This window comes from Rhodococcus sp. FG69, assembly GCF_057808915.1.
The window spans coordinates 1-24,673 of sequence record NZ_JBMDIX010000035.1 but is presented as its reverse complement, the minus strand read 5'-3'; the positions used below and the strand labels follow the sequence as shown (position 1 = coordinate 24,673).

The window sequence follows — 24,673 nt, the reverse complement described above, 5'->3', positions numbered from 1 at the left end:
GTGGTGAAAGCGAAGACCAACTACCGATGTTCGGCCTGCCAGCACACAGTGGGCAAGTGGGTCGGACGGTGCCCTGAGTGCGGCAGCTGGGGTTCGATGGACGAAGCGCCCGTCCTCGTTCCGGTCACCAACCGCGCCGGGGCGTCGGGGCTCGGCGCCGGCAATACCCGTTCGGCGATGGCGGCGATGATCCCGTCCTCACCTGCCGCCGCGATCACTCAGGTCAGCAGCACCACATCCCAGGCCAACTCCACGGGGATCTCCGAGTTCGACCGTGTCCTCGGCGGCGGACTCGTCCCCGGCTCGGTTGTTCTGCTTGCCGGCGAACCCGGCGTCGGCAAGTCCACGCTGCTTCTCGAGGTCGTACACCGGTGGGCGCGAACCGGTGAGGACCGACGGGCGCTGTACGTCACCGGCGAGGAATCCGCCGGTCAGGTCCGCCTACGGGCCGATCGCACCGGCGCCGTACACGAACGGGTGTTTCTCGCAGCCGAGTCCGACCTCGCGACGGTGTTCGGCCACGTCGAGCAGGTCAAGCCGAGTCTGCTGATCGTCGACTCCGTGCAGACGATGCTCGCCGCCGACGTCGACGGGGTCATCGGCGGCGTCACCCAAGTGCGAGCCATCACCAGCGCCCTCACCTCGCTCGCCAAGACCACCGGCGTCGCAGTGCTACTGATCGGACACGTCACCAAGGACGGCGCCGTCGCGGGACCACGATCACTCGAGCATCTGGTGGACGTCGTATTGCACTTCGAAGGCGACAAGCACTCGACACTGCGCATGATCAGAGGCGTCAAGAATCGGTTCGGCGCGTCCGACGAGGTCGGCTGCTTCGAACTGCGAGACACCGGCATCGAGGGCATCACCGACCCGTCAGGCCTGTTCCTGCACCACCGCACCGATGCGGTGCCGGGCACCGCCGTCACCGTCACGATGGACGGCAAACGGCCTCTGCTGGCCGAAGTGCAGGCTCTCGTCGTCGACACCCACATGCCGTCCCCACGTCGCGCGGTCAGTGGGCTCGACGCCTCGCGCGTCGCGATGATTCTCGCCGTGCTCGAACGGCGTTGCGGAATGAAGATCGCCAAGAGCGAGGTGTACGCGGCCACGGTCGGTGGGATGAAGACCAGCGAACCTGCCGCCGACCTGGCACTCGCCGCCGCAGTGGCGTCAGCGGTCACCGATGTGCCGGTTCCTCCGGGCTTCGTGATCCTGGGCGAGGTCGGTCTCGCCGGCGAAGTGCGTCGAGTGTCCGGTCTCGGTCGTCGGCTCGCGGAGGCCGCTCGACTCGGTTTCACGCACGCCGTCACCCCGGAACACGACGACCCGATCCCGCCGGGGATGAAGGTCAAGACCGTCACGAACCTCGGCGACGCTCTGAATTCGGTGCGAACGCGTTCTCGATGATTCCGCTCCAGTAGCCTTTTACTGCGAGGGGCGAATTCCGCAGGCACGCAATCGCGGCTTCCAGCGACTTCGACGCGACGAGGGGATGACCATGGACGACACCACACGCGGCGAGTCCTCCCCCGCACTGCGAGAGACCATCGCCCGACTGGCACCCGGTACAGCCTTGCGAGACGGACTGGAGCGCATCCTGCGGGGCCGCACAGGCGGACTCATCGTTCTCGGATACGACGACGAAGTCGAGGCCATTTGCGACGGCGGATTCGAACTCGACGTCGAATTCGCCCCGACGCGTTTGCGGGAGCTCTCGAAGATGGACGGTGCCGTCGTGCTCTCGACCGACGGCAAGCGCATCGTCCGCTCCAACGTGCAGCTCGTTCCCGATCACAAGATCCCGACCGTGGAGTCGGGCACCCGTCACCGGGCGGCCGAGCGCACCGCCATGCAGACGGGCTACCCGGTCGTCTCGGTGAGCCAGTCGATGAGCATCGTCAGCGTGTATGTCGCCGGGGTCAGGCATGTCGTCGAAGGCTCGGCGACGATTCAATCCAGAGCCAACCAGGCCGTCGCAACGCTCGAACGGTACAAGGCTCGCCTCGACGACAACACCCGTCAATTGTCGGTCGTGGAGATCGAGGACTTCGTGACGCTGCGCGACGCCCTCACCGTCGCACAGCGGCTCGAGATGGTACGGCGCGTGTCCGTGGAGATCGAACAGAACGTTCTCGAACTCGGTACCGACGGTAGGCAATTGGCACTTCAGCTCGAAGAGCTACTCGGCGACAACGACGTCGACCGTCAGCTGGTGGTCCGCGACTACCTCGCCGGCACCGAACCCGCGGGCACGGCAGCAGTGGAGCGTGCCCTCGGCGCGCTGGACAAACTCACCGACGTCGACCTACTCGACTTGACCACGCTCGCTAGGGCATTCGGCTATCCCGCGACGATCGAGGCACTCGACACTCCCATGAGTCCACGGGGATACCGAGTCCTGACGCGTGTGCCTCGGCTGCAGTTCAGCCAAATCCACCGCCTCGTAGCATCTTTCGGCACTTTACAAGGTCTATTAGCGGCAACTGCCGCAGACCTGCAGTCCGTCGAAGGCATCGGCGGCCTGTGGGCCCGGCATATCAGAGAAGGCCTGTCCCGACTGGCCGAGTCCTCGATCGCCGGCCCGTTCGACTGACGTCTGTTACGTCGTCATGTTGAACGGCTCCGGTGAACTACGGAGTTCACCGAGCTGAGCGATCACCTTGTACGAGCCTGCGCCGACTGGAATGCGTTCTTCGCCGCAGCCGGGGACGGAATTGGTTCCGGACCACTTGACCGTGAAGCCGGCTTGCTCGCCGGGCTTGAAGGTTCGCAGATCCGACTGCGCGTCGGGGAAGCAGTCGGTGTTGGACCAGATGCGCTGATCCGACAGCGTGTAGACCAGGGCCTGCTGCAGACCGGCACCGACGTCGCGCTGGCATTCGGTGGAGCTGATGTTGGTGATGACGACCGTGAATCCCGGCTCTTCACCCACTCGATACGTCGCTTTGTCCGGGGTTGCCTTGATCGCCAGGCTTTGGTCCGGGCATTGGTTCGCCGCGACAGGCGCGTCTGCGGCCGGAGCGGCACTGGAATCCGACGCCGCCGATGCGGCGGCGCCGCCTGATCCGCCGGACCCACCCGCCGCACTGGATCCACCCGATGCCGCGCCCTGTTGCTGTGGGGTGGATGTCGGAGCTGACGTCGTCGGACTTGCCGACGACACGACGCCGGCCGGCTCTGCCTGCTGATTCTCGTCCCCACTGCCGCCGAGTGACGCGATGAACCACACGATCAAACCGAGCACGACGACGGCCGCACCGATGGCGAGCGCACGACGACGCCAATAGATTTCGGGAGGCAAAGGCCCGGTTGGTTCCAACACAGAACAACCGTAGGTGCCAGCGGCTCACGCGTCTGGCAAGCGCATGCGGCGTGTCGCGACTGGAGAAAGAAGTTGATCAGGGCACTTCGCCGATGTTGCCGATGACCTCGCGTAGCCGCGCGCTGCCCTCGGACAACTTGTAGGTCAATCCCACGATCGCGACGTCTCCCGACTCGACCTTGTCGGCGATGATCCGCGAGCGCTGCATCAGCAGATTGCCGGTTTCCTCGACGTGACGCGCCTCGAAGTCGTCGACCGCGACGTACCCGTCCCGGCGCGCGGACAGCACCGAGGGAGTTACCCGTTCCACGACGTCGCGAATGTAGCCCCCGGGTGTGTCACCGGAGTCCAGCGCGTCGATGGTGGCCTGGACGGCACCGCATTTGTCGTGGCCGAGCACGACGATGAGCGGCGCCCCGAGGACCGCAACTCCGTACTCGATCGAGCCGAGCACGGACGAATCGATGGTGTGGCCCGCCGTGCGAACGACGAACATGTCTCCGAGGCCCTGATCGAAAATGATCTCGGCGGCGACGCGGGAGTCGGCGCAGCCGAACAAGATGGCGCCCGGATTTTGCCCTTCGGCAAGACGGGTGCGGTCCTCGATCCCCTGGCTGGGGTGCAGCGGCTCGCCGGCGACGAAGCGCTGGTTACCCTCCTTGAGAGACTTCCATGCTGAGACTGGGTTCGTTGCAGGCATGTGTGTCATTGTGCCTGGGCCGTCTGCTACCGGCGAGTCGGGCTATCGAAGAAAGGGTGCGAGAGAAGCAGTGCCGATCGATACCAACGCACTTCTCGGGTGGTTCGACACCGAAGAACGTGACCTGCCGTGGCGACGCCCGGGCGTGACCGGATGGCAGATCCTGATGAGCGAGATCATGCTGCAGCAGACACCGGTGTCGCGTGTCGCGCCCATCTGGGCGGAATGGGTCGAGCGCTGGCCGGTGCCGTCCACAATGGCCGCGTCATCTCGGGCAGAGGTGCTGCGAGCCTGGGGCAAGCTGGGCTACCCTCGTCGCGCCCTGCGCCTGCACGAGTGCGCTGGAGTACTGGCGGCCGAACACGGCGATGTCGTACCTGCGGACGTCGACACCCTGCTCGGGCTGCCGGGCATCGGCGCATACACCGCGCGCGCCGTTGCGTGTTTTGCATACGGGCAACGCGTACCCGTCGTCGACACCAACGTTCGGCGCGTCGTCGCCAGAGCTGTCCATGGGTCCGCCGAACCCGGCAACCCGTCGACGACGCGAGATCTCGCCGACGTCGACGGGCTGCTCCCCCGCCCGCGTGCGAAGGCAGCGCGCTATTCTGCGGCGCTGATGGAACTGGGCGCGTTGATCTGCACGGCCAAGAATCCGGCATGCCTGTTGTGTCCGCTTCCGGAATGCTCATGGATCGAGGCAGGTCGACCCGCCCACACGGGGCCGGCGAAGAAGGTCCAGAAATTTGCGGGCACCGACCGTCAGGTACGCGGGAAGCTGATGTCGGTCCTGCGTGAGAGCCCGGGTCCGGTCGAACGTGCGAAACTCGACGTCGTCTGGCTCATCGATCCGGGACAGCGGGACCGGGCACTCGATTCGCTGCTGCTCGACGGCTTGATCGAACAGACCGAGTCGGGACTGTTCGCGTTGGCCGGCGAGGGCGAGAACACCCCCGGCCGTGAATGATCACCGCAGGAAGTCCACCAGAACCTTGTTCACGATCTCTGGACGCTCCAGATAGCCGAAGTGACCGGCGTCGGCGATCTCTTCGTAGCGAGCACCCGGGATCGCCTGCGCCACCTCGCGGCTCAGGTGGACGGGGATCAGTCGGTCGTCCGCGAATCCGACGACGAGTGTCTTGGCGGTGATTCTGCGGTATGCCGTCAGGCGATCCGATCCCGCCCTCATCTCCAGTCCGATCTGCGCGCGCTTGCCTGCACTGGGCTGGCCACCCGAGAACTCGAGTACCGCCAGCCAATCTCCGATCGCCTGTTCGTCGCGAAGGGTCGCCGGCGAGAAGTTGTTCATCGCCGTGATCGCCGCCCGGTACGACGCCGGCAGCGTGATTCCCGCGTCGTACAACTCTCGTTCCGCTTTCGACCACGCCCGCTGCATCGCCGACGCTCGCCCGTAGGTCGCCATCATGACGGCGTGCGACACCAGATCCGGGCGGGCGAGAGCAAGCTCCTGGGTGACACGAGACCCCATCGATGTCCCGACGACCCGGGCACGCATTCCGCCGAGATGCTCGATGAGGGCGGCGGTGTCCGCAACCAGATCGTCGAGCACCATGCCGTCCACGCATTCCGAGGACGGGGAAATTCCACGGTTGTCGAATGTGACCACCTGGAAACCTGCCTTCACGAGTGCGGGCACCTGATGCGCCTTCCACACTCGCCCCGGGCTGCCCGTACCCATCACCAACACGACGAGCGGGCCCGATCCAGCAACCTCGTAGTTGATTTCGATTCCATTGATCTTCGCCACCGACATTCGCGTCATCGTAGTTGGCGCAGAAAGCGCGTCACCGTTTCGCGATAGAGCTCGGGCCTCTCGTCGTGGATCAGGTGCGCTGCGCCCGGTACCAGGACATGCTGCGACTTGGGGTTTCGCGCGTGCATCTCGACCATCTGTCCGTCGGGTGTGATGCCGAACTCACCTTCCAGCAACAGGGACGGGACGTCGACGGACTCCCATTCGTTCCAGAAATGCCGTGTTCCCCATTCCGCCGAAATCGCCTCGAACGTCGCCACCGAGCCGTGCAGGTACCAGCCGTCTTCTCGCTCGACGAAGGAATCCAGAAAGTACCGACCCGCGACCTCCCCGAAGAAATTGCGCACGTCGTCCTCGGTCGGGAACGGTTGCGGCCAACGCCTGATCATCGCGGCCCAGTCGTCGGCTGTCCGCCCCCGAAAATCGGGAGCGATGTCCTCGACGACGAGCGCAGCCACCAGATCTGGCCTGGCAGCGGCCAAACACCACCCGTGCAGCGAGCCCATGGAATGTCCGACGATGGTGGCCCGCCCCACTTTCTCGGCATGCTCGGTCAAGTCCCCGACGAATGCCTCGGTGCGGAGCGACGACGGAGCGCGGCGGCGATGCCCGGGCGCGTCGTAGGTGTAGACATGGCCGAGTTCACGCAGCCACGGAAGCTGACGCCGCCACGTCTGCGCGCTTCCCATCAGTCCGTGCAGCAGAAGGATCGGATTGCCGTTCCCACCCTCGTCGTACAGCACACCCCGATCCTAATGACCGGCGGAGTAGCCTCTCGAACATGGCAGTCGTGAAGATCAATGCAATCGAAGTTCCTTCAGGTGCAGGCCCCGAGCTGGAAAAGCGCTTCGCCGCGCGCGCAGGCGCCGTCGAGGGTTCGCCAGGGTTCCTCGGCTTTCAACTCCTGCGGCCGGTGAAGGGTGAAGACCGCTACTTCGTGGTCACGCAGTGGGAGACGGAAGAAGCATTCCAGGAGTGGTCAGCAGGGCCCGCCAAGGCCGCCCACTCGGGTGAACGCGCGAAACCGGTCGCATCGGGTGCATCACTGCTGGAATTCGACGTCGTTCTCGACGTACCCGCGCGCAGCAAGCCGGAGTGACGCCTCGACTATTCCGACCGGCTTCGCTGCGGACCCGACACCGCCGGGGACGTCCGCCGTGCTCGCATACTCCCAGTTCTTCGGCGCCGCAGATTCAGACGTGATTTCGGCACGGTTCTCGATGGCGTCGACGAGAGCGTCCAACTCGTCTGCAGGAACCGGCTTCCCGATGTGAAAGCCCTGCGCCCCGTCGCAACCAAGGGTGCGCAATCGCTCGAGAGTTCGTGCGTCCTCCACGCCCTCGGCTACGACCGTCATGCCGAGGCTTCGCGCGAGATCGATCGTGGAGCGGACGATCGACGCGTTCGTCGGCTGACTGTCCATCGCCGTCACGAACGACTTGTCGATCTTGAGCGTCTGGACCGGGAGCGATCGAAGATACGCCAGCGAGCTGTAACCGGTTCCGTAATCGTCGATCGCGATCGAAACCCCGATGTCTCGTAGTGCGACGAGCGAGTCGACCGAGCGTCTCGGATCGGTCATCGCAGTGGTTTCGGTGACCTCGAATTCGACTGCGGCGGCTGGCAACTCGTGTCGCTGCAGGGCATTGGCCACGTGCTCCACGAGCGCAGAGTCGAGCAAATTCCGAACGGACAGGTTCACCGAGACACAGAACTCGGGGCGGGTGCGCCGCATCGCCCTGCAACACCCGAGCGAGTCCTCGACCACGTACGCCGTGATGGCGGGCAACAATCCGGTCCGTTCGGCGTCGGGAAGGAACGACGAGGGCGACATGAGTCCCTCGCGCGGATGCTGCCACCGCAGCAGGGCCTCGACACCGGATACCTTGCCCGACACGAGGTCGAGACACGGTTGGAAGAACACTCGCAGTTGCCGCTCGCGAAGAGCCGTTTCGAGCTCACCGAGCAGACGCATCTGATCGTGTCGGTCACAGTCCATCGACGGGGTGTAGATCGAAGAACTCATGTGCGAGTGTTTGGCTGCGGTCAATGCGACGTGCGCAAACTGCAGCAGGGATTCGGCGTCGACGTTGCTCAGCTTCGAGGACTCGACGACCCCCACCGTGGCGTCCAGTGCCACGTTGATGTCGCGAACGAACATGGTCCGACTCACGACGCTGCGGAAGTGATCGCCGAACTCCGTCGGCGAGATCACCATCAGGTCGGCGGCCATCGAAACGACGAACTGGTCGCCACCGAGCCGACCCACGACGGAATGACCCTCCGATGCAGCCGACAGCCGCTGACCGATCTCACGGAGCACGCGATCCCCCACCGGGTAGCCGAAGGTCTCGTTGATCTGCGCGAACCGGTCGACGTCGACGATGACCACGACGACGCCACCAGGACCTGCCGAGTCGATGGATTTGTCGAGCAAACCGCCTAGGTGACGACGATTGGCGAGGCCTGTCACCGGATCGGTGATCGACGCGAGGGACAACGCATCCGACTGCTTGCGCAGCGCAGAGAGGAAACAAGCCATACGAGCGGACACGAGGACGACCGCAACCACCGAAGAGCCGAGAACGAGCCAACCCCACTCGGCGACCGGCACCCCGTTGGCGATCTGAGTCCCCATTACAGCGGGGGGCATGAGTATCGCAACGCTCAAGCCCGCAAGGCGGGCGCGATCGACGATGCGATGTGGACTCGGCGATGTCTCCTGTACTCGCCACGTCTGCTCGTGCGGACACAGTGCTGCAGATGCCAGCAGCACATATCCGACGAGCCATCCGGCGTTCACCACTGGGACGTCGACGAACCCTAGTCCGTCTACCAGGACGTACAGCACCCATCCCGACAACGAGAACAGGATGAATGCCGCAGAAGTCATTGTGAACGCAGTGGTGCGGGCGCCCTTGATCAGTAGCAGAGTGGCGACAAGCGACAGCAGAAACCCGTCGGCACCCGTGTACACGACGACGGGCCAGAACTCGGCGAGGGTCTCAGCGCCGAGAACACTATCGGTACGGTTGCCGACGACGAAGATCCAAGCGATCAATCCGAGACCCGTGGCCACGATCAGACCCTCGAGCACATCCTCGATGCCGAACAGCCGTTGCCCGGCGTCGTCTTCGAGCTTCAGAACGCCCACCACGAATACGACGTGGCCGAACAGGTACGCAGCATCGACGACGGACACCGTCGGCACGATCATGTGAGTTGTCATACGAAACCCGATGATCAGATCGCCCAGACTCCATGCCGACACTCCTAACGCGAGAAACCGCCAGGCGGAACGATTCGCCGTCCGGCGTCTCTGGCCGACGAACGCGTACACTACGCACGCGAACGAGCACAGAACGTAGACCGCGAGTTGGGGATATCCGTCGGGGGCCGCGAGGTAAGCGGCTACTCCTACTACGCCCAGCACCAGGAACCTCGACCATCTCATACGAGTCAGTCCTTCCCTGGTCCCCCAACCATCGCTGCGTCGGCTATCGATCCCGAAACATTCCCGCGCTCGCCATTCGACGCCGAATGCCTACCGGATTGGTTTCATAGGCAAGGATCTCAGACGCGACGATCGGACAGGTACACAGGTACACCTTTTTTACACCGAACAGCGCTCGAACCGCACTTTCAGCTCGTGAAATGCGCACAGAACAGCGCCGCGAAACGTGGTGTCGAGTGGCGGACGCGTCCACGCCAAGGCTAATCGGATTGGACTTCGGCCGTCTCGGATCGGTGCGCATCTTCCGAATGATATTGAGCCAGAAGCCTTCTCTCCTCCTCATGCTTGGGAAATGCGAAAAAGACAAGCACCGCTCCGGCGAGTACAACGACAATCGCAGCGGCATAGGATTTTTGGTCACCGTCGAGAAACGCCTGTTTTGCCGCCGCGATGATCTGCTCGCCGTACTGCGGATACCGCTCGGCCAGATCGGCCGCCGACGAGAACGACTTGGTGAGTACCGATTGGGTTTCCTCGCTGACGCTGCCGGCCTGGGGCGACTGCGCTATCTGCGCAGTGAACGACGCCGCGTATCCGGCCGTGAGCAGCGCACCGAGCGTCGACTGCATGATCGCCCCACCCAGATCCCGTTGCAGGTCCGCCGTCCCCGACGCCATTCCCGCCCGATCGACCGGCACAGCCCCGGTCAACGAGCGGGACGCCGGAGTTCCGGCGAAACCGATACCGATCCCGAGCAGCGTGTAACTGACCGCAACCACCCAGTACGACACATCCTCCTTCCACGTCAGCCACGCCATGGCGAGGCCGGCGACGATGAAGACGTAGCCGAACAACAGGGTGAATCTCGAGCCGCGAGATTCGACGAGCTTCGCCGACTGCGGCGCGACGATGACCATCGCGACGGCAGCAGGAAGCGTCGACGCGCCCGCGGCAAGCGTCGAGTATTCGAGTACGTTCTGCAAGAACTGTTGGCCGACGAAGATGACGCCCATCAGCGAACCGAACACGATGATCCCGGCAAGTGCAGCGACCCAGAATGTGCGGCGCCGTGCAATGCGCAGGTCGTAGAGCGGGAATTTCGCCCGAGATTGCCTGAATACGAATACCGCACCCGCGGCGAGCGCGATCGCGCCGAGCCCTATCGCGAGCGTGCCCATACCGTCGACCGGCGCAAAATTGATGCTGAGCACAAGAGCCGCGATGAAGACCACCGACACCATGCCGCCGAGGTTGTCGACGGGATCGGTCGTCTCGTTGACGTGCGAGGGAATGAACATCGCAGCGAGGATCAGCGCGAGGAGAGCCAGCGGCAGCGTGACGACGAATACCGAACCCCAGTGAAATTTCTCGAGTAGAGCACCGGACAGCAGTGGCCCGAGCGCGGACAGTGCGCCACCGAGCGCCGACCACAGCGCGATCGCCTTCGTCCGCGGCGGGCCGGACCACAGTGCAGTGATCAGCGCGAGCGTAGTCGGATACGCGAGGCCCGCCGACAGCCCGCCGAGCAACCGAGCACCGAACAGCACCTCGAAGTTCGGCGCGAAACCAGCGATGATGCAGGCGGGGATCGACAGCGCCATCCCCAGCACCAGCAACATCTTCCGGCCGTACCGATCGCCGAGTGCACCCAGGTACAGCACGGACGCCGCGAGGCCCAGCGAATACGCGACCGCAATGAGGTTCAGCTGAGTCTGGCTGGCGTCGAAGTCCCGTCCGATCTCCGGCAGCGCAACATTCGCTACCGCCAGATTGAGGTTCGCCACCGCGGCGACGAGGATGAGTACGAACAACACCAGCCCTGCGCGGGCAGGGACAGAGCCCTTCTCGACGGTAGTCACGGGCATCAGTCAAGCGCACTGTCGCGGGGTGTGCCTCACCTGCGGAGTGCGAAGTATCCGGGCCGCAGTCCACCGCGCGTCCGCCCCGCCTCTGGGGTCCAGCCCGCGTCTGGGGTCCGGCCCGCGTCTGGGGTCCGGCCCGTGTCCGCCCCGCGTCCGCTTGAATGAACCCCCGAAGCTATCTGACCGTATGAATGGACCATTCAAGCGATGCGATGCGGGGTGGGCGGGGGCGATGCGTGTGGGCGGGGCGATGCGGCGGGCCCGGCACACAGCAAAGCGGGCCGCACCCTGTACAAGAGTGCGACCCGCTTCACTGGACCTACAGCTGCTTACTCGCCGTCGTCGCCTGCGGCCTTGGCCAAGTCGACGGGCAGCTCGTCGGGAACGACGATTGCCTTCTTCTCGCCGCGGAACGTGAACTTGGCGTCCTCGCCCTGGCCTTCGCCGTCCCAGTTCTCGACGTCGACCAGGATGATCTGCCCGGCCTCGATCTCGCCGAAGAGGATCTTCTCCGACAGCTGATCCTCGATCTCGCGCTGGATGGTGCGACGCAGTGGCCGCGCACCCAGGACGGGGTCGAACCCGCGCTTGGCGAGCAAGGACTTCGCCTTCTCGGTGACCTCGAGGGCCATGTCCTTGTTCTTGAGCGCACCTTCGACTCGGTTGAGCATGAGATCGACCATCTGAATGATCTCGTCTTTGGTGAGCTGGTGGAACACGACGATGTCGTCGATACGGTTGAGGAACTCCGGGCGGAAGTGCTTCTTCAGCTCGTCGTTGACCTTGAGCTTCATCCGCTCGTAGTTGGACCCGGTGCCTTCGCCAGAGGAGAAGCCGAGGCCGACTGCCTTCGAGATGTCCGAGGTACCGAGGTTCGAGGTGAAGATCAGCACGGTGTTCTTGAAGTCGACCGTGCGTCCCTGACCGTCGGTGAGACGACCGTCTTCGAGCACCTGCAGGAGCGTGTTGTAGATCTCCTGGTGTGCCTTCTCGATCTCGTCGAACAGCACGACGGAGAACGGCTTGCGGCGAACCTTCTCGGTGAGCTGGCCGCCCTCTTCGTAGCCGACGTATCCGGGAGGAGCACCGAAGAGCCGCGACGCGGTGAACCGGTCGTGGAATTCACCCATGTCGATCTGGATGAGCGCGTCGTCCTCGCCGAACAGGAAGTTGGCGAGCGCCTTGGACAGCTCCGTCTTACCGACGCCGGACGGGCCGGCGAAGATGAACGATCCGGAAGGACGCTTCGGATCCTTCAGACCCGCACGCGTACGACGGATGGCCTTGGACACTGCCTTGACTGCCTCGACCTGGCCGATGATCCGCTTGTGCAGCTCGTCTTCCATACGGAGCAGACGGGTGGTCTCCTCCTCGGTGAGCTTGAAGACGGGGATACCGGTCCAGTTTCCGAGGACCTCGGCGATCTGCTCGTCGTCGACCTCGGCGATGACGTCGAGGTCACCGCTGCGCCACTGCTTTTCACGCTCGGCGCGCTGCTGAACGAGCTGCTTTTCCTTGTCACGCAGGTTCGCAGCCTTCTCGAAGTCCTGCGCATCGATCGCGGATTCCTTCTCGCGGCGAGCGTCGGCGATCTTGTCGTCGAATTCCCGCAGGTCTGGCGGCGCGGTCATCCTGCGGATGCGCATCCGCGCGCCCGCCTCGTCGATGAGGTCGATGGCCTTGTCCGGCAAGAACCGGTCGTTGATGTACCGGTCGGCGAGTGTTGCCGCCGCCACGAGAGCACCGTCGGTGATCGACACGCGGTGGTGAGCCTCGTAGCGATCGCGCAGACCCTTGAGGATCTCGATGGTGTGCTCGACGGTCGGCTCGCCGACCTGGACGGGCTGGAAACGACGCTCGAGTGCCGCATCCTTCTCGATGTACTTGCGGTACTCGTCGAGTGTGGTCGCACCGATGGTTTGCAGCTCACCACGAGCCAACTTCGGCTTGAGGATCGAGGCCGCGTCGATAGCGCCCTCTGCCGCGCCCGCACCCACGAGCGTGTGCAGCTCGTCGATGAACAGGATGATGTCGCCGCGGGTGTTGATCTCCTTGAGAACCTTCTTCAGGCGCTCTTCGAAGTCACCGCGGTAGCGGCTGCCCGCGACCAGGGATCCGAGGTCGAGGGTGTAGAGCTGCTTGTCCTTGAGCGTCTCGGGGACCTCGCCGTTGACGATGGCCTGCGCGAGGCCCTCGACGACAGCGGTCTTACCGACACCGGGCTCGCCGATGAGGACAGGGTTGTTCTTGGTGCGGCGGCTCAGGACCTGCATGACGCGCTCGATTTCCTTTGCGCGGCCGATGACCGGGTCGAGCTTGCCTTCGAGTGCGGCCTGGGTCAGGTTGCGTCCGAACTGGTCGAGCACGAGCGACGTGGACGGCGTTCCCGCCTCGCCGCGGCTGCTGCCGGATTCCGACGGTTCCTTGCCCTGGTATCCGGACAGCAACTGGATGACCTGCTGGCGCACCCGGTTGAGGTCGGCTCCGAGCTTGACCAGAACCTGAGCCGCGACGCCTTCGCCTTCGCGAATCAGACCCAGCAGAATGTGCTCGGTTCCGATGTAGTTGTGGCCGAGCTGCAGCGCTTCACGCAAGCTGAGCTCGAGTACTTTCTTGGCGCGCGGGGTGAACGGGATATGACCGGACGGAGCCTGCTGACCCTGGCCGATGATCTCTTCGACCTGGCTGCGGACTCCTTCAAGGGAGATACCCAACGACTCCAGAGACTTGGCTGCGACGCCTTCACCCTCGTGGATGAGGCCAAGCAGAATGTGCTCCGTGCCGATGTAGTTGTGGTTGAGCATCCGGGCTTCTTCCTGAGCCAGGACTACAACACGCCGCGCGCGATCGGTGAACCTCTCGAACATCGCTCTCCCTCACTTCTTGGTGGGTGGTAGCACTCCCCACCAGGTCTTCTAGCACCACAGTATCCAGTAATACGGGTCGCTCGGCACTGAAGGTCTAACGCCAACGCTGTTGCGTCCGCGTCTCCACCTTTACTGTAGTTGGCCGGTGGTTCACTTGCCGACCCTCGGCCCCCCTTTGCGCGGACGGTTCTCGTCGACGCGGGGCAGTCAAGTGCCTGCTTACAGGTGATAACGCGGGCAGATGCGAATTCGTTTCCAATTTTCTGTCCGCTGCTGGCGAACAGCTTCTCGAGCCGGGCAGACCGCCGGTCAGCCCTGCGGCTTGACGATCGGGAACAGAATCGTTTCGCGAATGCCGAGTCCGGTCAACGCCATCAGCAGGCGGTCGATTCCCATTCCGGTTCCGGTGGTGGGCGGCATGCCCTGTTCCATCGCCGCGAGGAAGTCTTCGTCGAGCACCATTGCCTCGTCGTCGCCTGCCGCGGCCTGACGTGCCTGATCCTCGAACCGTTCGCGCTGGATGACTGGATCGACCAACTCCGAGTAGCCGGTCGCCAGCTCGAATCCGCGGACGTACAAATCCCACTTCTCGGTCACACCGGGTGTGCTGCGGTGCTGACGCGTCAGCGGGGAGGTCTCGACGGGGAAATCTCGGACGAACGTCGGTGCGAACAGGTCGTCGCCGATCTGGTGTTCCCACAGTTCCTCGACGAGCTTGCCGTGCCCGTAGATGGGCTTGCCGTCCTTACGCGGAATCTCCAGTCCGACCTTCTCCGCCAGCTCGAGGAGTTCGTCGACGCCGGTCTCCGGGGTCACGGTGACACCGATGGCGTCCGACAGTGACGGGTACATTTCGAGCGTCGTCCACTCGCCGCTCAAGTCGTAGGTGGTGCCGTCGGGAAGCAGGACGACCTGGGTACCGAGGGCGGCCTGCGCGACTTCCTGGACCAGCTCGCGCGTCATCCTTGCCGAGTCGTCGTACGTGCCGTAGGCCTCGTAGGTCTCGAGCATCGCGAATTCCGGTGAGTGCGACGAGTCGGCGCCCTCGTTGCGGAAGTTCCGGTTGATTTCGAAGACCTTCTCGATGCCGCCGACGACGCATCGCTTGAGGAACAGCTCCGGTGCTATGCGCAGGAACAAGTCGGTGTCCAACGCGTTGGAGTGCGTCATGAACGGCCGAGCCGCGGCACCGCCGTGCAGTGTCTGCAGCATCGGAGTCTCGACCTCGAGGAATCCGCGACGCTCCAGTGCGTTACGCAGTTCACGGACGACGGCGATGCGCTTGCGGGCGACTTCGCGGGCTTCCGGACGCGTGATGAGGTCCAGGTAGCGCTGCCGGATCCGCGTCTCTTCGTTCAGTTCCTTGTGTGCGACGGGGAGTGGACGCAACGCCTTGGACGCGATCTTCCACGAGTCCGCCATCACACTGAGCTCGCCGCGGCGACTGGCGATGACCTCACCGTGCACGAACACGAAGTCACCGAGGTCTACGTCGGACTTCCACGCTGCGAGTGCGTCCTCGCCGACGCCAGCGAGGCTGATCATCGCCTGGAGCTGTGTGCCGTCGCCTTCCTGAAGCGTCGCGAAACACAGCTTTCCGGTATTGCGGACGAAGATGACTCGGCCCGCGACACCGACGAGCTGGCCCGTCGACGTATCGGCCTCGAGAGCTGGAAAGAGGTCACGGATCTCGCGGAGCGAATGCGTACGCGCGACCGAGACGGGATAGGGCTCCTGGCCCTGTTCCAGCAGCCGGTCCCGCTTGGCACGACGAATCCGTAGCTGTTCCGGAGTGTCGTCGATCGTCGGGGCAGCTGCGTCAGTCACAGACGCACACTTTATCTGCCACGTCCGTCAAACCAGAATCGCTACCGCTGGGCCCAGGTGATCTCAGTGCGCCGAGATCGCCTCGGCCTCACGCACGCAATGCGCGGCCTGAGTCAGCACACCGAGCAGGCCGGCAGACTTGAGCGCCTTGTATCCGCCGACCAGATCGGTGGACTTGTGCAACCCGAGTTCCTGCAGCGACGCCGCCGCGAGGCTGGAGGTGTATCCCTCGGAGCAGATGACGATCCATTCGATGTCGTGATCGACTGCCGTAACCAAGCGCGCGTCCGAAGTCGGATCGAGCCGCCACTCGAGGACGTTGCGCTCGATCGCCAACGCACCCGGCAGCGTTCCTTCGACGGCTCGCTGCGCCTGCGGTCGGATGTCGACGACGATCGCCCCACGGGCGACGGCGTCGCGCAACTCGAAGACCGTGATGCGGTCGATCTTGGCGCGTGCTTCTTCCAGCATCCGGGCGATGGTCATTTCGAAGGCCCTTCGGGTTCGTCGGTCAGCTCGGTGCGGGTTCTTCGAAGCGAGGAACTGTCCGTCACTTCGTAGTACGACATCGCCGTCAGCGGCGGTGAATAAGCGTGCACGCTCAACGTCGGCTCCAGCGAGTCAGGCACCGAGATGTCGGGTGCGGGGGCCCGCATCACATCATGGACCCACCCCAGCGGGAACGACGCCTGATCTCCGGCGTCGAGACGACGACGCTTGAGCTCTTCACCCGCCCAACGATTTTCGACGAGTGATCCACTCAGCACCGTCAGTGCACCGAGCGACCCGGCGTGGTCGTGCAGTTCGGTCGAACGGTCTACGACCCAGCTGATGAGCCAGACGTCTACGTCGTCGTCGGTGTGCAGCCGGGTTGCCCAGCGTTCCTCGGTGGGCCAGACCCCACCGTCGGGAAGGAGGTGGTCGAACCGGCCGTCGAGAACCTCCGAGGCGCCCTGGTCGGTGATGCGCAGCAGGTCATGGGGTCGCAACCGGGTCGGCAGCGTGAGCCGCGGCGACGAGGCGGATCTCGATGAGCCAGCTCTGGCGGACGCAGATCTGAAAGAAGCGGGTCTGGACAAGACGGGTCCAGCAAAGACAGGTGTGGACAGCACAGGGACTACTCCAGGGTCGGTAATTGAACGAGGCAGCGGTCAGCCTCGACAACACTCCTGGGGTCCCATGCACGTCATCACGCTGAAGATTCTTACACAGGCGCGCTCCGAGCGCTAGCGCACGCGTCTTTTGGCGAGATTGCGCTCGAAGACCAACCGCAGTCCCTCGAGCGTCAGGTCCGGTTCGTGGTGCTCGATCGCCGAGCTCTCGGCCATGATCAGCGGTGCACTGTCGCCGGTTCCGATGACCGCGACGTCATTGCCCGCGAACTCGGGCAGTTCACGTCTGACTCGCCCGACGAGACCGTCCACCAGGCCCGCGAACCCGAAGACTGCGCCTGCCTGCATGCACTCGACCGTGTTCTTTCCGACTACCGATCGCGGACGCATCAGCTCGACTTCACGCAACGCCGCCGATCTCGACGCCATTGCCGCCGTCGAAATTTCGAGGCCGGGCGCGATCGCACCACCGAGGAACTCACCTTTCGCCGATACGACGTCCACACAGGTCGTCGTCCCGAAATCGACTACTATGCATGCACTTTCGTATAGATCGTGCGCCGCAAGGGTGTTCACGATCCGATCCGCACCGACCTCTTTGGGATTGTCCACGAGCAGCGGGACACCGGTTCGCACACCGGGTTCCACGACGACGTGGGGAACATGCTCCCAATACCGACCGAGCATCGTCCGCGTCTCACGCAGCACCGACGGCACCGTGGATAGCGCCGACACTCCGGTGATCTGATCGACTTCGGCACCGATGAGTCCACGCAACATGAGCGCCAGTTCATCGGCGGTGACCCGAGGATCGGTTCGCATTCGCCAGTCGCGCAACAACTTCGCATGATCGCCACTACCACTGAACAGCCCGAGTGTCGTCGACGTGTTGCGAATGTCGACCGCGAGAAGCATCGCTACACCAGCACGGAGTCGGCACGCAACGTGCGAGGGGTGATCAGGCCGGACCCCTCCGGCGCATGCGCTGGGTCGCTGCCCAACTCGACCGGACGGTTCTTCTCGTCGACGAACACGACCCGCGGCGCGTAGTCCTTGCATTCCTGCTCGTCCATCACGCCATAGGCGATCAGAATGACCAGATCACCCGGGTTGACCAGATGTGCTGCTGCACCGTTGATTCCGATGACGCCACTGCCACGCTCGCCGGTGATCACGTAGGTTTCCAGACGGGCACCGTTATCGATATCGACGATGGTCACCTGCTCTCCTTCGAGCAGATCGGCGGCCTCCATCAAATCCTGGTCGACGGTTACCGATCCCACGTAGTGCAGGTCGGCATGAGTCACCGTTGCCCGATGGATCTTCGACTTCATCATCGTGCGGAACATATTCTCTCCTGAACCCTCGAAACGTATGAATTGGTCGATCTCGTCATTCCGTATGCTCCATTCCTGCCAAGAAACCGGTGCCCACGGCGACCCCCACGTTGTCGATCAATCGTGTGGTTCCGACCTTGGCCGCCACGAGCAGTCGACCGTCGCCGTATTCGGGAGCAGGGCCGAGATCTACTCCCCGAAGTTCGAGATAATCGACCTTCACCTCGGCCACAGCATCGAGAACCCCACGCGCCGTGGCCAGGATTGCCGGCGCTCCCCCGGCCGCCGCATGCGCACCCGCCACGAGGGCAGCGGACAGGACCACAGCAGCATTCCGTTGGTCCGCGTCGAGGAAACGATTGCGCGAGGACAATGCCAGCCCGTCCTGCTCCCGAACGGTCGGAACACCGAAGATCTTGACGTCGAAGTTCAAGTCCCGCACCATCTGCCGGATAAGCGTCAGTTGCTGGTAGTCCTTTTCGCCGAAGTAGGCGGCGTGGGGCGCAGCGATTTGCAGCAGTTTCGCGACGACGGTCAGCATTCCTTCGAAATGCGTCGGCCGGCTCGCACCTTCGAGCTCGCTGCCGAGCGGACCAGGAAGGACAGTCGTCCGCGGACCCGATGGATACATATCGGCAGCCGAGGGCGCGAAGACAAGCTCGACTCCCTCCGCGCGCAGCAGTTCCACGTCCGCGTCGAGCGTCCGCGGGTACGCATCCAGGTCTTCACCGGCACCGAACTGCAGCGGGTTGACGAAGATCGACACGATGACCACCGCACCGGTCCGCTTTGCCTGGCGGACGAGATGGATGTGTCCGGCATGCAACGCACCCATGGTCGGCACCAAGGACACCGTCTTTCCCACGGCCCGAAGAGCTTTCGACACCGAGTTCACCACCACTGGGTCGTGGTGGACGGTCGTTTCACCCGCCTTGAAGCTACCTGCCAGCGTCATCGATCACCTTTCAGAAAGTCGAGGAGTTCGGCCGAGGCTCCGACCCGTTGTGCCGACCGAAGAGACAACGCCCGGTATCCGGCCGCGATTCGAGGATCCACCGCCCCCAGCACGTCGAGGTGAGTGCGCACGGCGTCCAGGTCGCCACGCGCAACCGGACCGGTCAGCGCCGATTGCCCGCGCTGCAGCGCGTTCTCCAGAGCCGCAGTCACCAGTGGAGCCAGGACTCGTTGCGCGACTTCTGTTTCACGGCCAGTCCGCGGGCCACGCTCCCAGTCCGGGTCGGTGTCCATACCTGGGAATCCAGGTCCGTCGAGTGCCACCTGCAGAGCGTCGACTGCATCGGCGATCAGAGTGACGAGATGATTCGATCCGTGCGCGAGGGCTGCGTGATAGAGCGCACGGTTCGCTTCTGCTACGTGGACCGGTTCCCCGCCCAGTTCCAGCACGATCGCCTGGGCGACGGCGTATCCGATCTCGTCGGCCGCGGTGATTCCGAAACACGCGTGGGCCAGTCGATCGGTGTCCTCGGGGTGCCCGGTGAAAGTCATCGCAGGGTGGATGGCGAGTGGGATCGCCCCGAGAGCCGCCAGTGGCTCGAGCACGCCTATTCCGTTGGCGCCGGAAGTATGTACGACGAGCTTGCCCGGTGCGATGACCCCCGTCGCTGCCAGCCCGGCGGCGAGTGATGCGAGCTCCGTGTCCGGAACGGCGAGCACGAGCAGTTCGGCGCGGGTGGCGACCTCGTCGATCGGCAGGATCTGCGAGTCGGGAAGCCGCGTCCGCGCGCGGCGCAACGAAGCCTCCGATACCGCTGCACAACCGACCACCAGGTGCCCGACGCGCTCGAGAGCCTCGCCGAGGGCTGTACCCACACGTCCGGCAGAGACGATTCCTACCGTCAAACGCGCGGGTGCAGGGTCAGCAGTGAGCTCAGGTGAGGTCACTGAAAAGTCCTCTCGTTCGTTCCAGTCCCGCTCGGCGGGTACCAGACGTCCTGCAGGAAGGATAGCGGCACGGGTGTGCCGCGGCCACGAAGTAACCGGTGATCTATTTCACTCTGGCCCGACGTCGTCTCGCCCGTAGGTGTCAGTCGGCGCGGCGGCGGTGCCGACGCTCGGTCGGTTCACTCTCGCCCGTCTGAAGTCCAGCGAGGATTTCCGCCACGGACCGGCCGTTGGAGTGCGCTCCCGAGTTCGCCGCAGCGTCCGGGTCAGCCCGACGTCGACGGCGCGGTGCAGGCTCGGGGAGATCCCACTGTCCGGACGAGGACTCGGAGGCGCTGACCGGCTCGGGGTCGGGAGCCGGTGCCGGATCGACGTAGTCCGGCAGCGCCTGCGACGACACGTCGTCGCTCGCAGTCCCGGGGAAGTCTTCTTCGGCAGCGTCCGCCTGCTCGAAGGGCGGTGGCGGGTCGGATTCCATGGCGTAGTCGTCCCACGATCTCGCCGGACTGCTCTCCGGTGCCTGCACCTCACCGGCGTCGTCGACACCACTGTCGTAGTCGGCAGCTTCGCCGTAATTCAGCGGTTCGTCGTAATTTACTGCTTCGCCGTCGTCGGCAGCATCCGTGCCAGCAGAGGTCACGGGCCCTGGTGCGGGTCCTGACGCACGCGGCGGCGTCGGGGTGCGTCGGCCGCCACCAGGTACTCGTGGCTCGGGACGTCGAGCGGGGGTCACTCTCGTCGATTCCGAGTAGTAGTTGCGAGTCGGTTCGTGACCGTTCGATGCATCCGAGTACACGACCGAGGTTTCTGCGGTGACGGGTTCGTCGTACGGGGTGGCCAGGCCCGGCACCGAGCCGACCGGTCCTTCATCTGCACCGTTGGACAGCTCTGGCTCGTGCGGGCCCGCCGCACTCGGTCGTCCCGGCACATACAGCCCCGACGGCGCGGGTTGATAGCTGTCGTAGTTCCGACTGCCGCCGAGTTCGGCCATCCTGGTCGCTTCCGCGCGCAGGGCGACGCGTTCGGTCGGTAGGTTGCCGTCGAACAGCATCTGCAGGTTGTTCCGGAGGTGAGCGAGCTCTGCACGTAGCGCCGCGATCTCGCTGGTCTCGACCTGTACTTCACTCCGGACCCGAGCTTCGACACCAAGCTCGTACTCGCGGCGCGCGGAGATCTCGCGTGCGAGCTGTAGCTCGTACACGGTCTGTAAGTCCTTGGCCTTCGTCTGGTCTGCGACGGACTCCCGCCGGTACTTGGTCATCGCGAAGGCACCGACTATCGCGGCCCACAGCGCCGACACCAGGCCGACACGAAGCCACTGAACGTTCTCGCTGAACAATAGAAGAACACTCGCGGCTATCCCGAACATGACGAGCGCGGCGATGAACAGTTGGCTCGCGCTGCGCCGCGAGCGACGGCCGGCTTTCGCGCGAGTCTGTTCGGTCATGCCAACCAGCGTAGCTGGCGAATCGCCGGGTAAAGGTCAACCTCGATTGCGGTTCGCTACAGGAGTCGCAAATTTTCGCTCATCAGCGGCGTACCACCGCAAGAGTGCCCGTCTCACCGCGGCTCGCCGGATCCGTCCTTGGGTGTTCGGCAGCATTGTTCGAGCCACAGCGCGGATCCGACGAGCGCGAGGCCCGCGACGAGGCCCACGATTGCCCCGCCCACATCGTCGGAAGCAGCTCGAACCGTCGCAGCCCGCGGCGCCACGTAGAGCAGAAACCCGATCCATACTCCGGTCACGCCTGCCCCGACCAGAGCCGACGCTTTGGCCAGTGCAAGAGCCCGTGCTGCGGTGATCGGGTGCAGTTGCTGCGGACCGTCGCCGACTCGGCTACCACCGATCCGAGATCGAACGACGAACCCAAGGACCAGTTCGCCCAGTGCGATCGGATACAGCGACGCCCCAGCCAGCATCGAAATCGGCGGGAGCGAACCGTAGAACGAGCGCACCAGCAACCACATCGCAACCGCCGCGAAGACCGCAAGGCCGACCAGGTCCAACACTCGGGTCGTCTTCATCTCGTTCAACGGAGTGTGTCCAGCGTCATGTCGGTCCGTCGTACGCTCGCGCGTTCGGAGTCGGTGAGCGATGCACGCCACGCCGAGACACTGCGGGCGTCGTCACCGACCGTCAGAGTTGCGTCGGGCTCGACGTCCAACCACGGCGTGAGAACGAAGGCCCGCTGGTGAGCGCGCGGATGGGGTAAGAGCAACTCGGGGTCGGCGCTGACCAGGTCGTCGCCCAGAAGTGCTCTGCAGACGACGATGTCGACATCGAGACTTCGAGGTCCCCACCGGACGACGCGAACGCGTTCGGCCGCCTCCTCCCGCTCCCTCGCGAACTCGAGCCACTGGTACGGTCCGCGGGCCTGATCGTCGGCCACGACGACGGCGTTGAGGAAGTCCTGCTGCTCGACTCCTCCCCAGGGCTCCGACGAAAACACTGCCGATGCACTGACGAGGTGCGGCCCGAGTTCGGCGGTGACGGACCGGAGGTGGGCGAGCGAATCTCCGACGTTGCTGCCGATCGAGAGGACGACGCGCGTCATGCGCCTGCCCGAGTGCGGTGCGCCACCACTGCGACGTCGGCGAATTCGAGCGGAATCGGAGCCGACGGCTTGTGCAGCGTGACCTCGACCGCGTCGACCCGGTCGTCCTTCATCACGTCGTCGGCGATTTCTGCAGCGACGGTCTCGATGAGATCTCGCGCGGGACCGGAGATGATCGCAGCTGCAGCCTGTGCGAGCTCGCCGTAGTGCATCGTCGCCGTCAGGTCGTCGGTGGCGGCTGCCTTCTTCAGGTCCATCCAGACAATGATGTCGACCTCGAAATCCTGGCCGTCTCGCTTCTCGAAATCGAAGACACCGTGATGTCCACGAACCTTGAGCCCGCGCAATTCGATTCGATCGCTCATCTTCCGCCTTCCTGCCATGCCTCTACGACGGCCAGCGCGTCGAGAGTCGCGCGGGCGTCGTGCACCCGCACGCCCCACGCGCCGCCCGCGATCGCCAACGCCGAGACGATCGCGGTTGCGATCTCCCGTCCGTCCGGCGGACGCGGAACGCCGTCCGTCGCCAGTAGAGATCCGAGGAAGCGCTTACGCGAGGCCCCGATCAACACCGGCATTCCCAACTCGACGAACACGGGAATCGCATGGAGCAGCTGCCAGTTGTGACGAGCGGTCTTGGCGAAACCGAGGCCGGGATCGAGCACGATGTTCGAGGGCTTCACACCTGCTTCCAGTGCGTGATCGACCTGTTCGAGAAGCTCACGACGAACGTCGGCGACCACGTTGTCGTACTGCTCGGCGGCACCGGTGTGGGCATAGTCCCGGGCCGAACGCCAGTGCATCAGGATCCACGGAATACCGGCGTCGGCGACGACGGCCGCCATGTCCCGGTCGGCGCGTCCGCCCGAAACGTCGTTGACGATAGACACTCCAGCCTCGACGGCGGCGGCCGCGACCGAGGCACGCATCGTGTCCACGCTCGTCGGAATGCCACGAGCACTGAGCTCTCTGATGACGGGAACCACCCGATCGGCCTCGACTCCCGGATCAATCCGCTCGGCGCCCGGACGGGTCGATTCTCCGCCGACGTCGACGATATCGACACCCAGACCGTGTAGTTCGACACCGTGCGCGACCGCAGCATCGACGTCGAGATAGCGTCCTCCGTCCGAGAACGAATCGGCGGTGACGTTGAGAACCCCCATCACGACTGGGCCGGAGGGAACCGTGACTGGCAGCGTCATTTGCGCAGGATGAGATCCAACGCCTCGGAACGCGACGCTGCACTCGACTGGAACAGGCCTCGGACAGCGGACGTAGTCGTGCTTGCCCCAGGCTTGCGGATGCCGCGCATCGCCATGCAAAGGTGTTCGGCCTCGATCACCACGATCGCGCCGCGTGGATCCAGCTTGCGCATCACGGCGTCGGCCACCTGACTGGTCAACCGCTCCTGCACCTGAGGCCGTTTGGCGTAGAGATCGACAACGCGTGCCAGCTTGGACAGCCCGGTCACCTTTCCGCTGCTACCCGGGATGTACCCCACATGTGCCACACCGTGGAACGACACGAGGTGGTGCTCACATGTCGAGTACATCGGAATGTCGCGAACGAGCACGAGTTCCTGGTGACCTTCGTCGAAAGTCGTGTTCAACACCGAATCCGGGTCCGTGTACAGACCGCCGAACATCTCTCGGTACGCGCGTGCAACCCGGGCAGGAGTATCGACGAGCCCTGCGCGATCGGGATCCTCGCCAACCGCGATCAGAAGTTCCCGAACGGCCGCTTCGGCCCGCGGCTGATCGAAAGTGTTGCCGGTTCCGACTGCAACCACATCGCCGGGTGCAACCGCCTCACCGTCCTCATCGATCTGCCTGACTGACACGTGCCCTACCTCCGCATCCGTGACCTACGGGTCATTCCGCAGGCTCCACCACACAAACCTTCGGGTCATTCCGCAGGCTCCACCACACAAACCTTCGGGTCATTCCGCAGGCTCCA

General features: G+C 64.4%; 24 protein-coding genes. 4 read left to right on the top strand and 20 right to left on the bottom strand.

Annotated features, from left to right (window positions below):
- Both radA and disA read left to right on the top strand, forming a co-directional pair.
- A complete protein-coding gene (gene radA / locus ACODSO_RS22660) occupies positions 1–1,410 on the top strand; it encodes a DNA repair protein RadA (protein ID WP_489038918.1) in 1,410 nt (469 codons plus the stop codon).
- 91 nt (positions 1,411–1,501) lie between these two features.
- On the top strand, positions 1,502–2,596 hold the full coding sequence (disA, locus tag ACODSO_RS22655; RefSeq protein WP_068376830.1) for a DNA integrity scanning diadenylate cyclase DisA: 1,095 nt from the start codon (positions 1,502–1,504) through the stop codon (positions 2,594–2,596).
- A gap of 6 nt (positions 2,597–2,602) precedes the next feature.
- On the opposite strand, the gene ACODSO_RS22650 is transcribed toward disA, so the two are convergent.
- Positions 2,603–3,325 (bottom strand): hypothetical protein, encoded by a 723-nt coding sequence (locus ACODSO_RS22650; RefSeq protein ID WP_489038917.1) that lies wholly within the window; start codon positions 3,323–3,325, stop codon positions 2,603–2,605.
- Positions 3,326–3,401: 76 nt separating this feature from the next.
- Positions 3,402–4,025: a carbonic anhydrase gene (locus ACODSO_RS22645; RefSeq protein ID WP_489038916.1), complete on the bottom strand. Its 624-nt coding sequence runs from the start codon at positions 4,023–4,025 to the stop codon at positions 3,402–3,404.
- A 70-nt stretch (positions 4,026–4,095) separates the two neighbouring features.
- Here ACODSO_RS22645 and ACODSO_RS22640 point away from each other — a divergent pair, with 70 nt between their 5' ends.
- Positions 4,096–4,992 carry an HhH-GPD family protein gene (locus tag ACODSO_RS22640; RefSeq protein WP_489038915.1) on the top strand — a complete coding sequence of 299 codons (897 nt, stop codon included), beginning with the start codon at positions 4,096–4,098 and terminating at the stop codon, positions 4,990–4,992.
- Here ACODSO_RS22640 and ACODSO_RS22635 read toward each other — a convergent pair whose 3' ends face one another.
- Both ACODSO_RS22635 and ACODSO_RS22630 read right to left on the bottom strand, forming a co-directional pair.
- Positions 4,993–5,799 carry an alpha/beta fold hydrolase gene (locus tag ACODSO_RS22635; protein ID WP_489038914.1) on the bottom strand — a complete coding sequence of 269 codons (807 nt, stop codon included), beginning with the start codon at positions 5,797–5,799 and terminating at the stop codon, positions 4,993–4,995. It abuts the gene before it with no gap.
- Positions 5,800–5,804: 5 nt separating this feature from the next.
- On the bottom strand, positions 5,805–6,542 hold the full coding sequence (locus tag ACODSO_RS22630) for an alpha/beta fold hydrolase (protein WP_489038913.1): 738 nt from the start codon (positions 6,540–6,542) through the stop codon (positions 5,805–5,807).
- A gap of 38 nt (positions 6,543–6,580) precedes the next feature.
- Here ACODSO_RS22630 and ACODSO_RS22625 point away from each other — a divergent pair, with 38 nt between their 5' ends.
- Complete coding sequence (locus tag ACODSO_RS22625) at positions 6,581–6,898, top strand: antibiotic biosynthesis monooxygenase family protein (RefSeq protein ID WP_068376782.1); 318 nt, start codon at positions 6,581–6,583, stop codon at positions 6,896–6,898.
- Here the strand turns inward: ACODSO_RS22625 and ACODSO_RS22620 are convergent.
- The 16 genes from ACODSO_RS22620 to folE all read right to left on the bottom strand — a co-directional run bounded on the left by ACODSO_RS22620 (position 6,842) and on the right by folE (position 24,557).
- Complete coding sequence (locus ACODSO_RS22620) at positions 6,842–9,253, bottom strand: putative bifunctional diguanylate cyclase/phosphodiesterase (RefSeq protein ID WP_489038912.1); 2,412 nt, start codon at positions 9,251–9,253, stop codon at positions 6,842–6,844. The genes ACODSO_RS22625 and ACODSO_RS22620 overlap by 57 nt on opposite strands.
- 260 nt (positions 9,254–9,513) lie before the next feature.
- The gene (locus tag ACODSO_RS22615; protein ID WP_489038911.1) at positions 9,514–11,112 is read right to left on the bottom strand and encodes an MFS transporter; all 1,599 of its coding nucleotides are present in this window, start codon (positions 11,110–11,112) and stop codon (positions 9,514–9,516) included.
- A 332-nt stretch (positions 11,113–11,444) separates the two neighbouring features.
- Positions 11,445–13,982 (bottom strand): ATP-dependent Clp protease ATP-binding subunit, encoded by a 2,538-nt coding sequence (locus ACODSO_RS22610; RefSeq protein WP_489038909.1) that lies wholly within the window; start codon positions 13,980–13,982, stop codon positions 11,445–11,447.
- Positions 13,983–14,291: 309 nt separating this feature from the next.
- Positions 14,292–15,809 (bottom strand): lysine--tRNA ligase, encoded by a 1,518-nt coding sequence (gene lysS / locus ACODSO_RS22605; protein WP_489038908.1) that lies wholly within the window; start codon positions 15,807–15,809, stop codon positions 14,292–14,294.
- A 63-nt stretch (positions 15,810–15,872) separates the two neighbouring features.
- A complete protein-coding gene (locus ACODSO_RS22600) occupies positions 15,873–16,295 on the bottom strand; it encodes a rhodanese-like domain-containing protein (RefSeq protein ID WP_489038907.1) in 423 nt (140 codons plus the stop codon).
- Positions 16,292–16,810 carry a cysteine dioxygenase gene (locus tag ACODSO_RS22595; protein WP_489038959.1) on the bottom strand — a complete coding sequence of 173 codons (519 nt, stop codon included), beginning with the start codon at positions 16,808–16,810 and terminating at the stop codon, positions 16,292–16,294. The genes ACODSO_RS22600 and ACODSO_RS22595 overlap by 4 nt, the downstream gene beginning before the upstream one ends.
- 225 nt (positions 16,811–17,035) lie before the next feature.
- Entirely contained in the window at positions 17,036–17,836 is an 801-nt protein-coding gene (locus ACODSO_RS22590; RefSeq protein WP_489038906.1) for a type III pantothenate kinase, read from the bottom strand.
- Between the two features lie 2 nt (positions 17,837–17,838).
- Positions 17,839–18,270: an aspartate 1-decarboxylase gene (panD, locus tag ACODSO_RS22585; protein ID WP_068376765.1), complete on the bottom strand. Its 432-nt coding sequence runs from the start codon at positions 18,268–18,270 to the stop codon at positions 17,839–17,841.
- Positions 18,271–18,313: 43 nt separating this feature from the next.
- Positions 18,314–19,213 carry a pantoate--beta-alanine ligase gene (gene panC / locus ACODSO_RS22580; RefSeq protein ID WP_489038905.1) on the bottom strand — a complete coding sequence of 300 codons (900 nt, stop codon included), beginning with the start codon at positions 19,211–19,213 and terminating at the stop codon, positions 18,314–18,316.
- Positions 19,210–20,160, bottom strand: coding sequence for a Rossmann-like and DUF2520 domain-containing protein (locus ACODSO_RS22575; protein WP_489038904.1), 951 nt, complete (start codon positions 20,158–20,160; stop codon positions 19,210–19,212). The genes panC and ACODSO_RS22575 overlap by 4 nt, the downstream gene beginning before the upstream one ends.
- A gap of 142 nt (positions 20,161–20,302) precedes the next feature.
- Positions 20,303–21,607 carry a DUF6779 domain-containing protein gene (locus ACODSO_RS22570; protein WP_489038903.1) on the bottom strand — a complete coding sequence of 435 codons (1,305 nt, stop codon included), beginning with the start codon at positions 21,605–21,607 and terminating at the stop codon, positions 20,303–20,305.
- A gap of 113 nt (positions 21,608–21,720) precedes the next feature.
- Positions 21,721–22,185 (bottom strand): DUF3180 domain-containing protein, encoded by a 465-nt coding sequence (locus tag ACODSO_RS22565; RefSeq protein WP_489038902.1) that lies wholly within the window; start codon positions 22,183–22,185, stop codon positions 21,721–21,723.
- A gap of 5 nt (positions 22,186–22,190) precedes the next feature.
- Positions 22,191–22,715 carry a 2-amino-4-hydroxy-6-hydroxymethyldihydropteridine diphosphokinase gene (folK, locus tag ACODSO_RS22560; RefSeq protein ID WP_489038901.1) on the bottom strand — a complete coding sequence of 175 codons (525 nt, stop codon included), beginning with the start codon at positions 22,713–22,715 and terminating at the stop codon, positions 22,191–22,193.
- Entirely contained in the window at positions 22,712–23,080 is a 369-nt protein-coding gene (folB, locus tag ACODSO_RS22555) for a dihydroneopterin aldolase (protein ID WP_489038900.1), read from the bottom strand. The genes folK and folB overlap by 4 nt, the downstream gene beginning before the upstream one ends.
- Positions 23,077–23,919: a dihydropteroate synthase gene (folP, locus tag ACODSO_RS22550; RefSeq protein WP_489038899.1), complete on the bottom strand. Its 843-nt coding sequence runs from the start codon at positions 23,917–23,919 to the stop codon at positions 23,077–23,079. The genes folB and folP overlap by 4 nt, the downstream gene beginning before the upstream one ends.
- Positions 23,916–24,557 carry a GTP cyclohydrolase I FolE gene (folE, locus tag ACODSO_RS22545; protein WP_489038898.1) on the bottom strand — a complete coding sequence of 214 codons (642 nt, stop codon included), beginning with the start codon at positions 24,555–24,557 and terminating at the stop codon, positions 23,916–23,918. Before folE ends, folP begins: the two co-directional genes overlap by 4 nt.
- Positions 24,558–24,673 lie beyond the last annotated feature (116 nt).

Bases quoted from the DNA above. Each gene is read 5' to 3' on its own strand.
- disA (WP_068376830.1), top strand. From the start codon at position 1,502: ATGGACGACACCACACGCGGCGAGTCCTCCCCCGCACTGCGAGAGACC.
- ACODSO_RS22645 (WP_489038916.1), bottom strand. From the start codon at position 4,025: ATGCCTGCAACGAACCCAGTCTCAGCATGGAAGTCTCTCAAGGAGGGT.
- ACODSO_RS22635 (WP_489038914.1), bottom strand. From the start codon at position 5,799: ATGTCGGTGGCGAAGATCAATGGAATCGAAATCAACTACGAGGTTGCT.
- ACODSO_RS22625 (WP_068376782.1), top strand. From the start codon at position 6,581: ATGGCAGTCGTGAAGATCAATGCAATCGAAGTTCCTTCAGGTGCAGGC.
- ACODSO_RS22620 (WP_489038912.1), bottom strand. From the start codon at position 9,253: ATGAGATGGTCGAGGTTCCTGGTGCTGGGCGTAGTAGGAGTAGCCGCT.
- ACODSO_RS22610 (WP_489038909.1), bottom strand. From the start codon at position 13,982: ATGTTCGAGAGGTTCACCGATCGCGCGCGGCGTGTTGTAGTCCTGGCT.
- ACODSO_RS22600 (WP_489038907.1), bottom strand. From the start codon at position 16,295: ATGACCATCGCCCGGATGCTGGAAGAAGCACGCGCCAAGATCGACCGC.
- ACODSO_RS22590 (WP_489038906.1), bottom strand. From the start codon at position 17,836: ATGCTTCTCGCGGTCGACATTCGCAACACGTCGACGACACTCGGGCTG.
- panD (WP_068376765.1), bottom strand. From the start codon at position 18,270: ATGTTCCGCACGATGATGAAGTCGAAGATCCATCGGGCAACGGTGACT.
- panC (WP_489038905.1), bottom strand. From the start codon at position 19,213: ATGACGCTGGCAGGTAGCTTCAAGGCGGGTGAAACGACCGTCCACCAC.
- ACODSO_RS22570 (WP_489038903.1), bottom strand. From the start codon at position 21,607: ATGACCGAACAGACTCGCGCGAAAGCCGGCCGTCGCTCGCGGCGCAGC.
- ACODSO_RS22565 (WP_489038902.1), bottom strand. From the start codon at position 22,185: ATGAAGACGACCCGAGTGTTGGACCTGGTCGGCCTTGCGGTCTTCGCG.
- folK (WP_489038901.1), bottom strand. From the start codon at position 22,715: ATGACGCGCGTCGTCCTCTCGATCGGCAGCAACGTCGGAGATTCGCTC.
- folB (WP_489038900.1), bottom strand. From the start codon at position 23,080: ATGAGCGATCGAATCGAATTGCGCGGGCTCAAGGTTCGTGGACATCAC.
- folP (WP_489038899.1), bottom strand. From the start codon at position 23,919: ATGACGCTGCCAGTCACGGTTCCCTCCGGCCCAGTCGTGATGGGGGTT.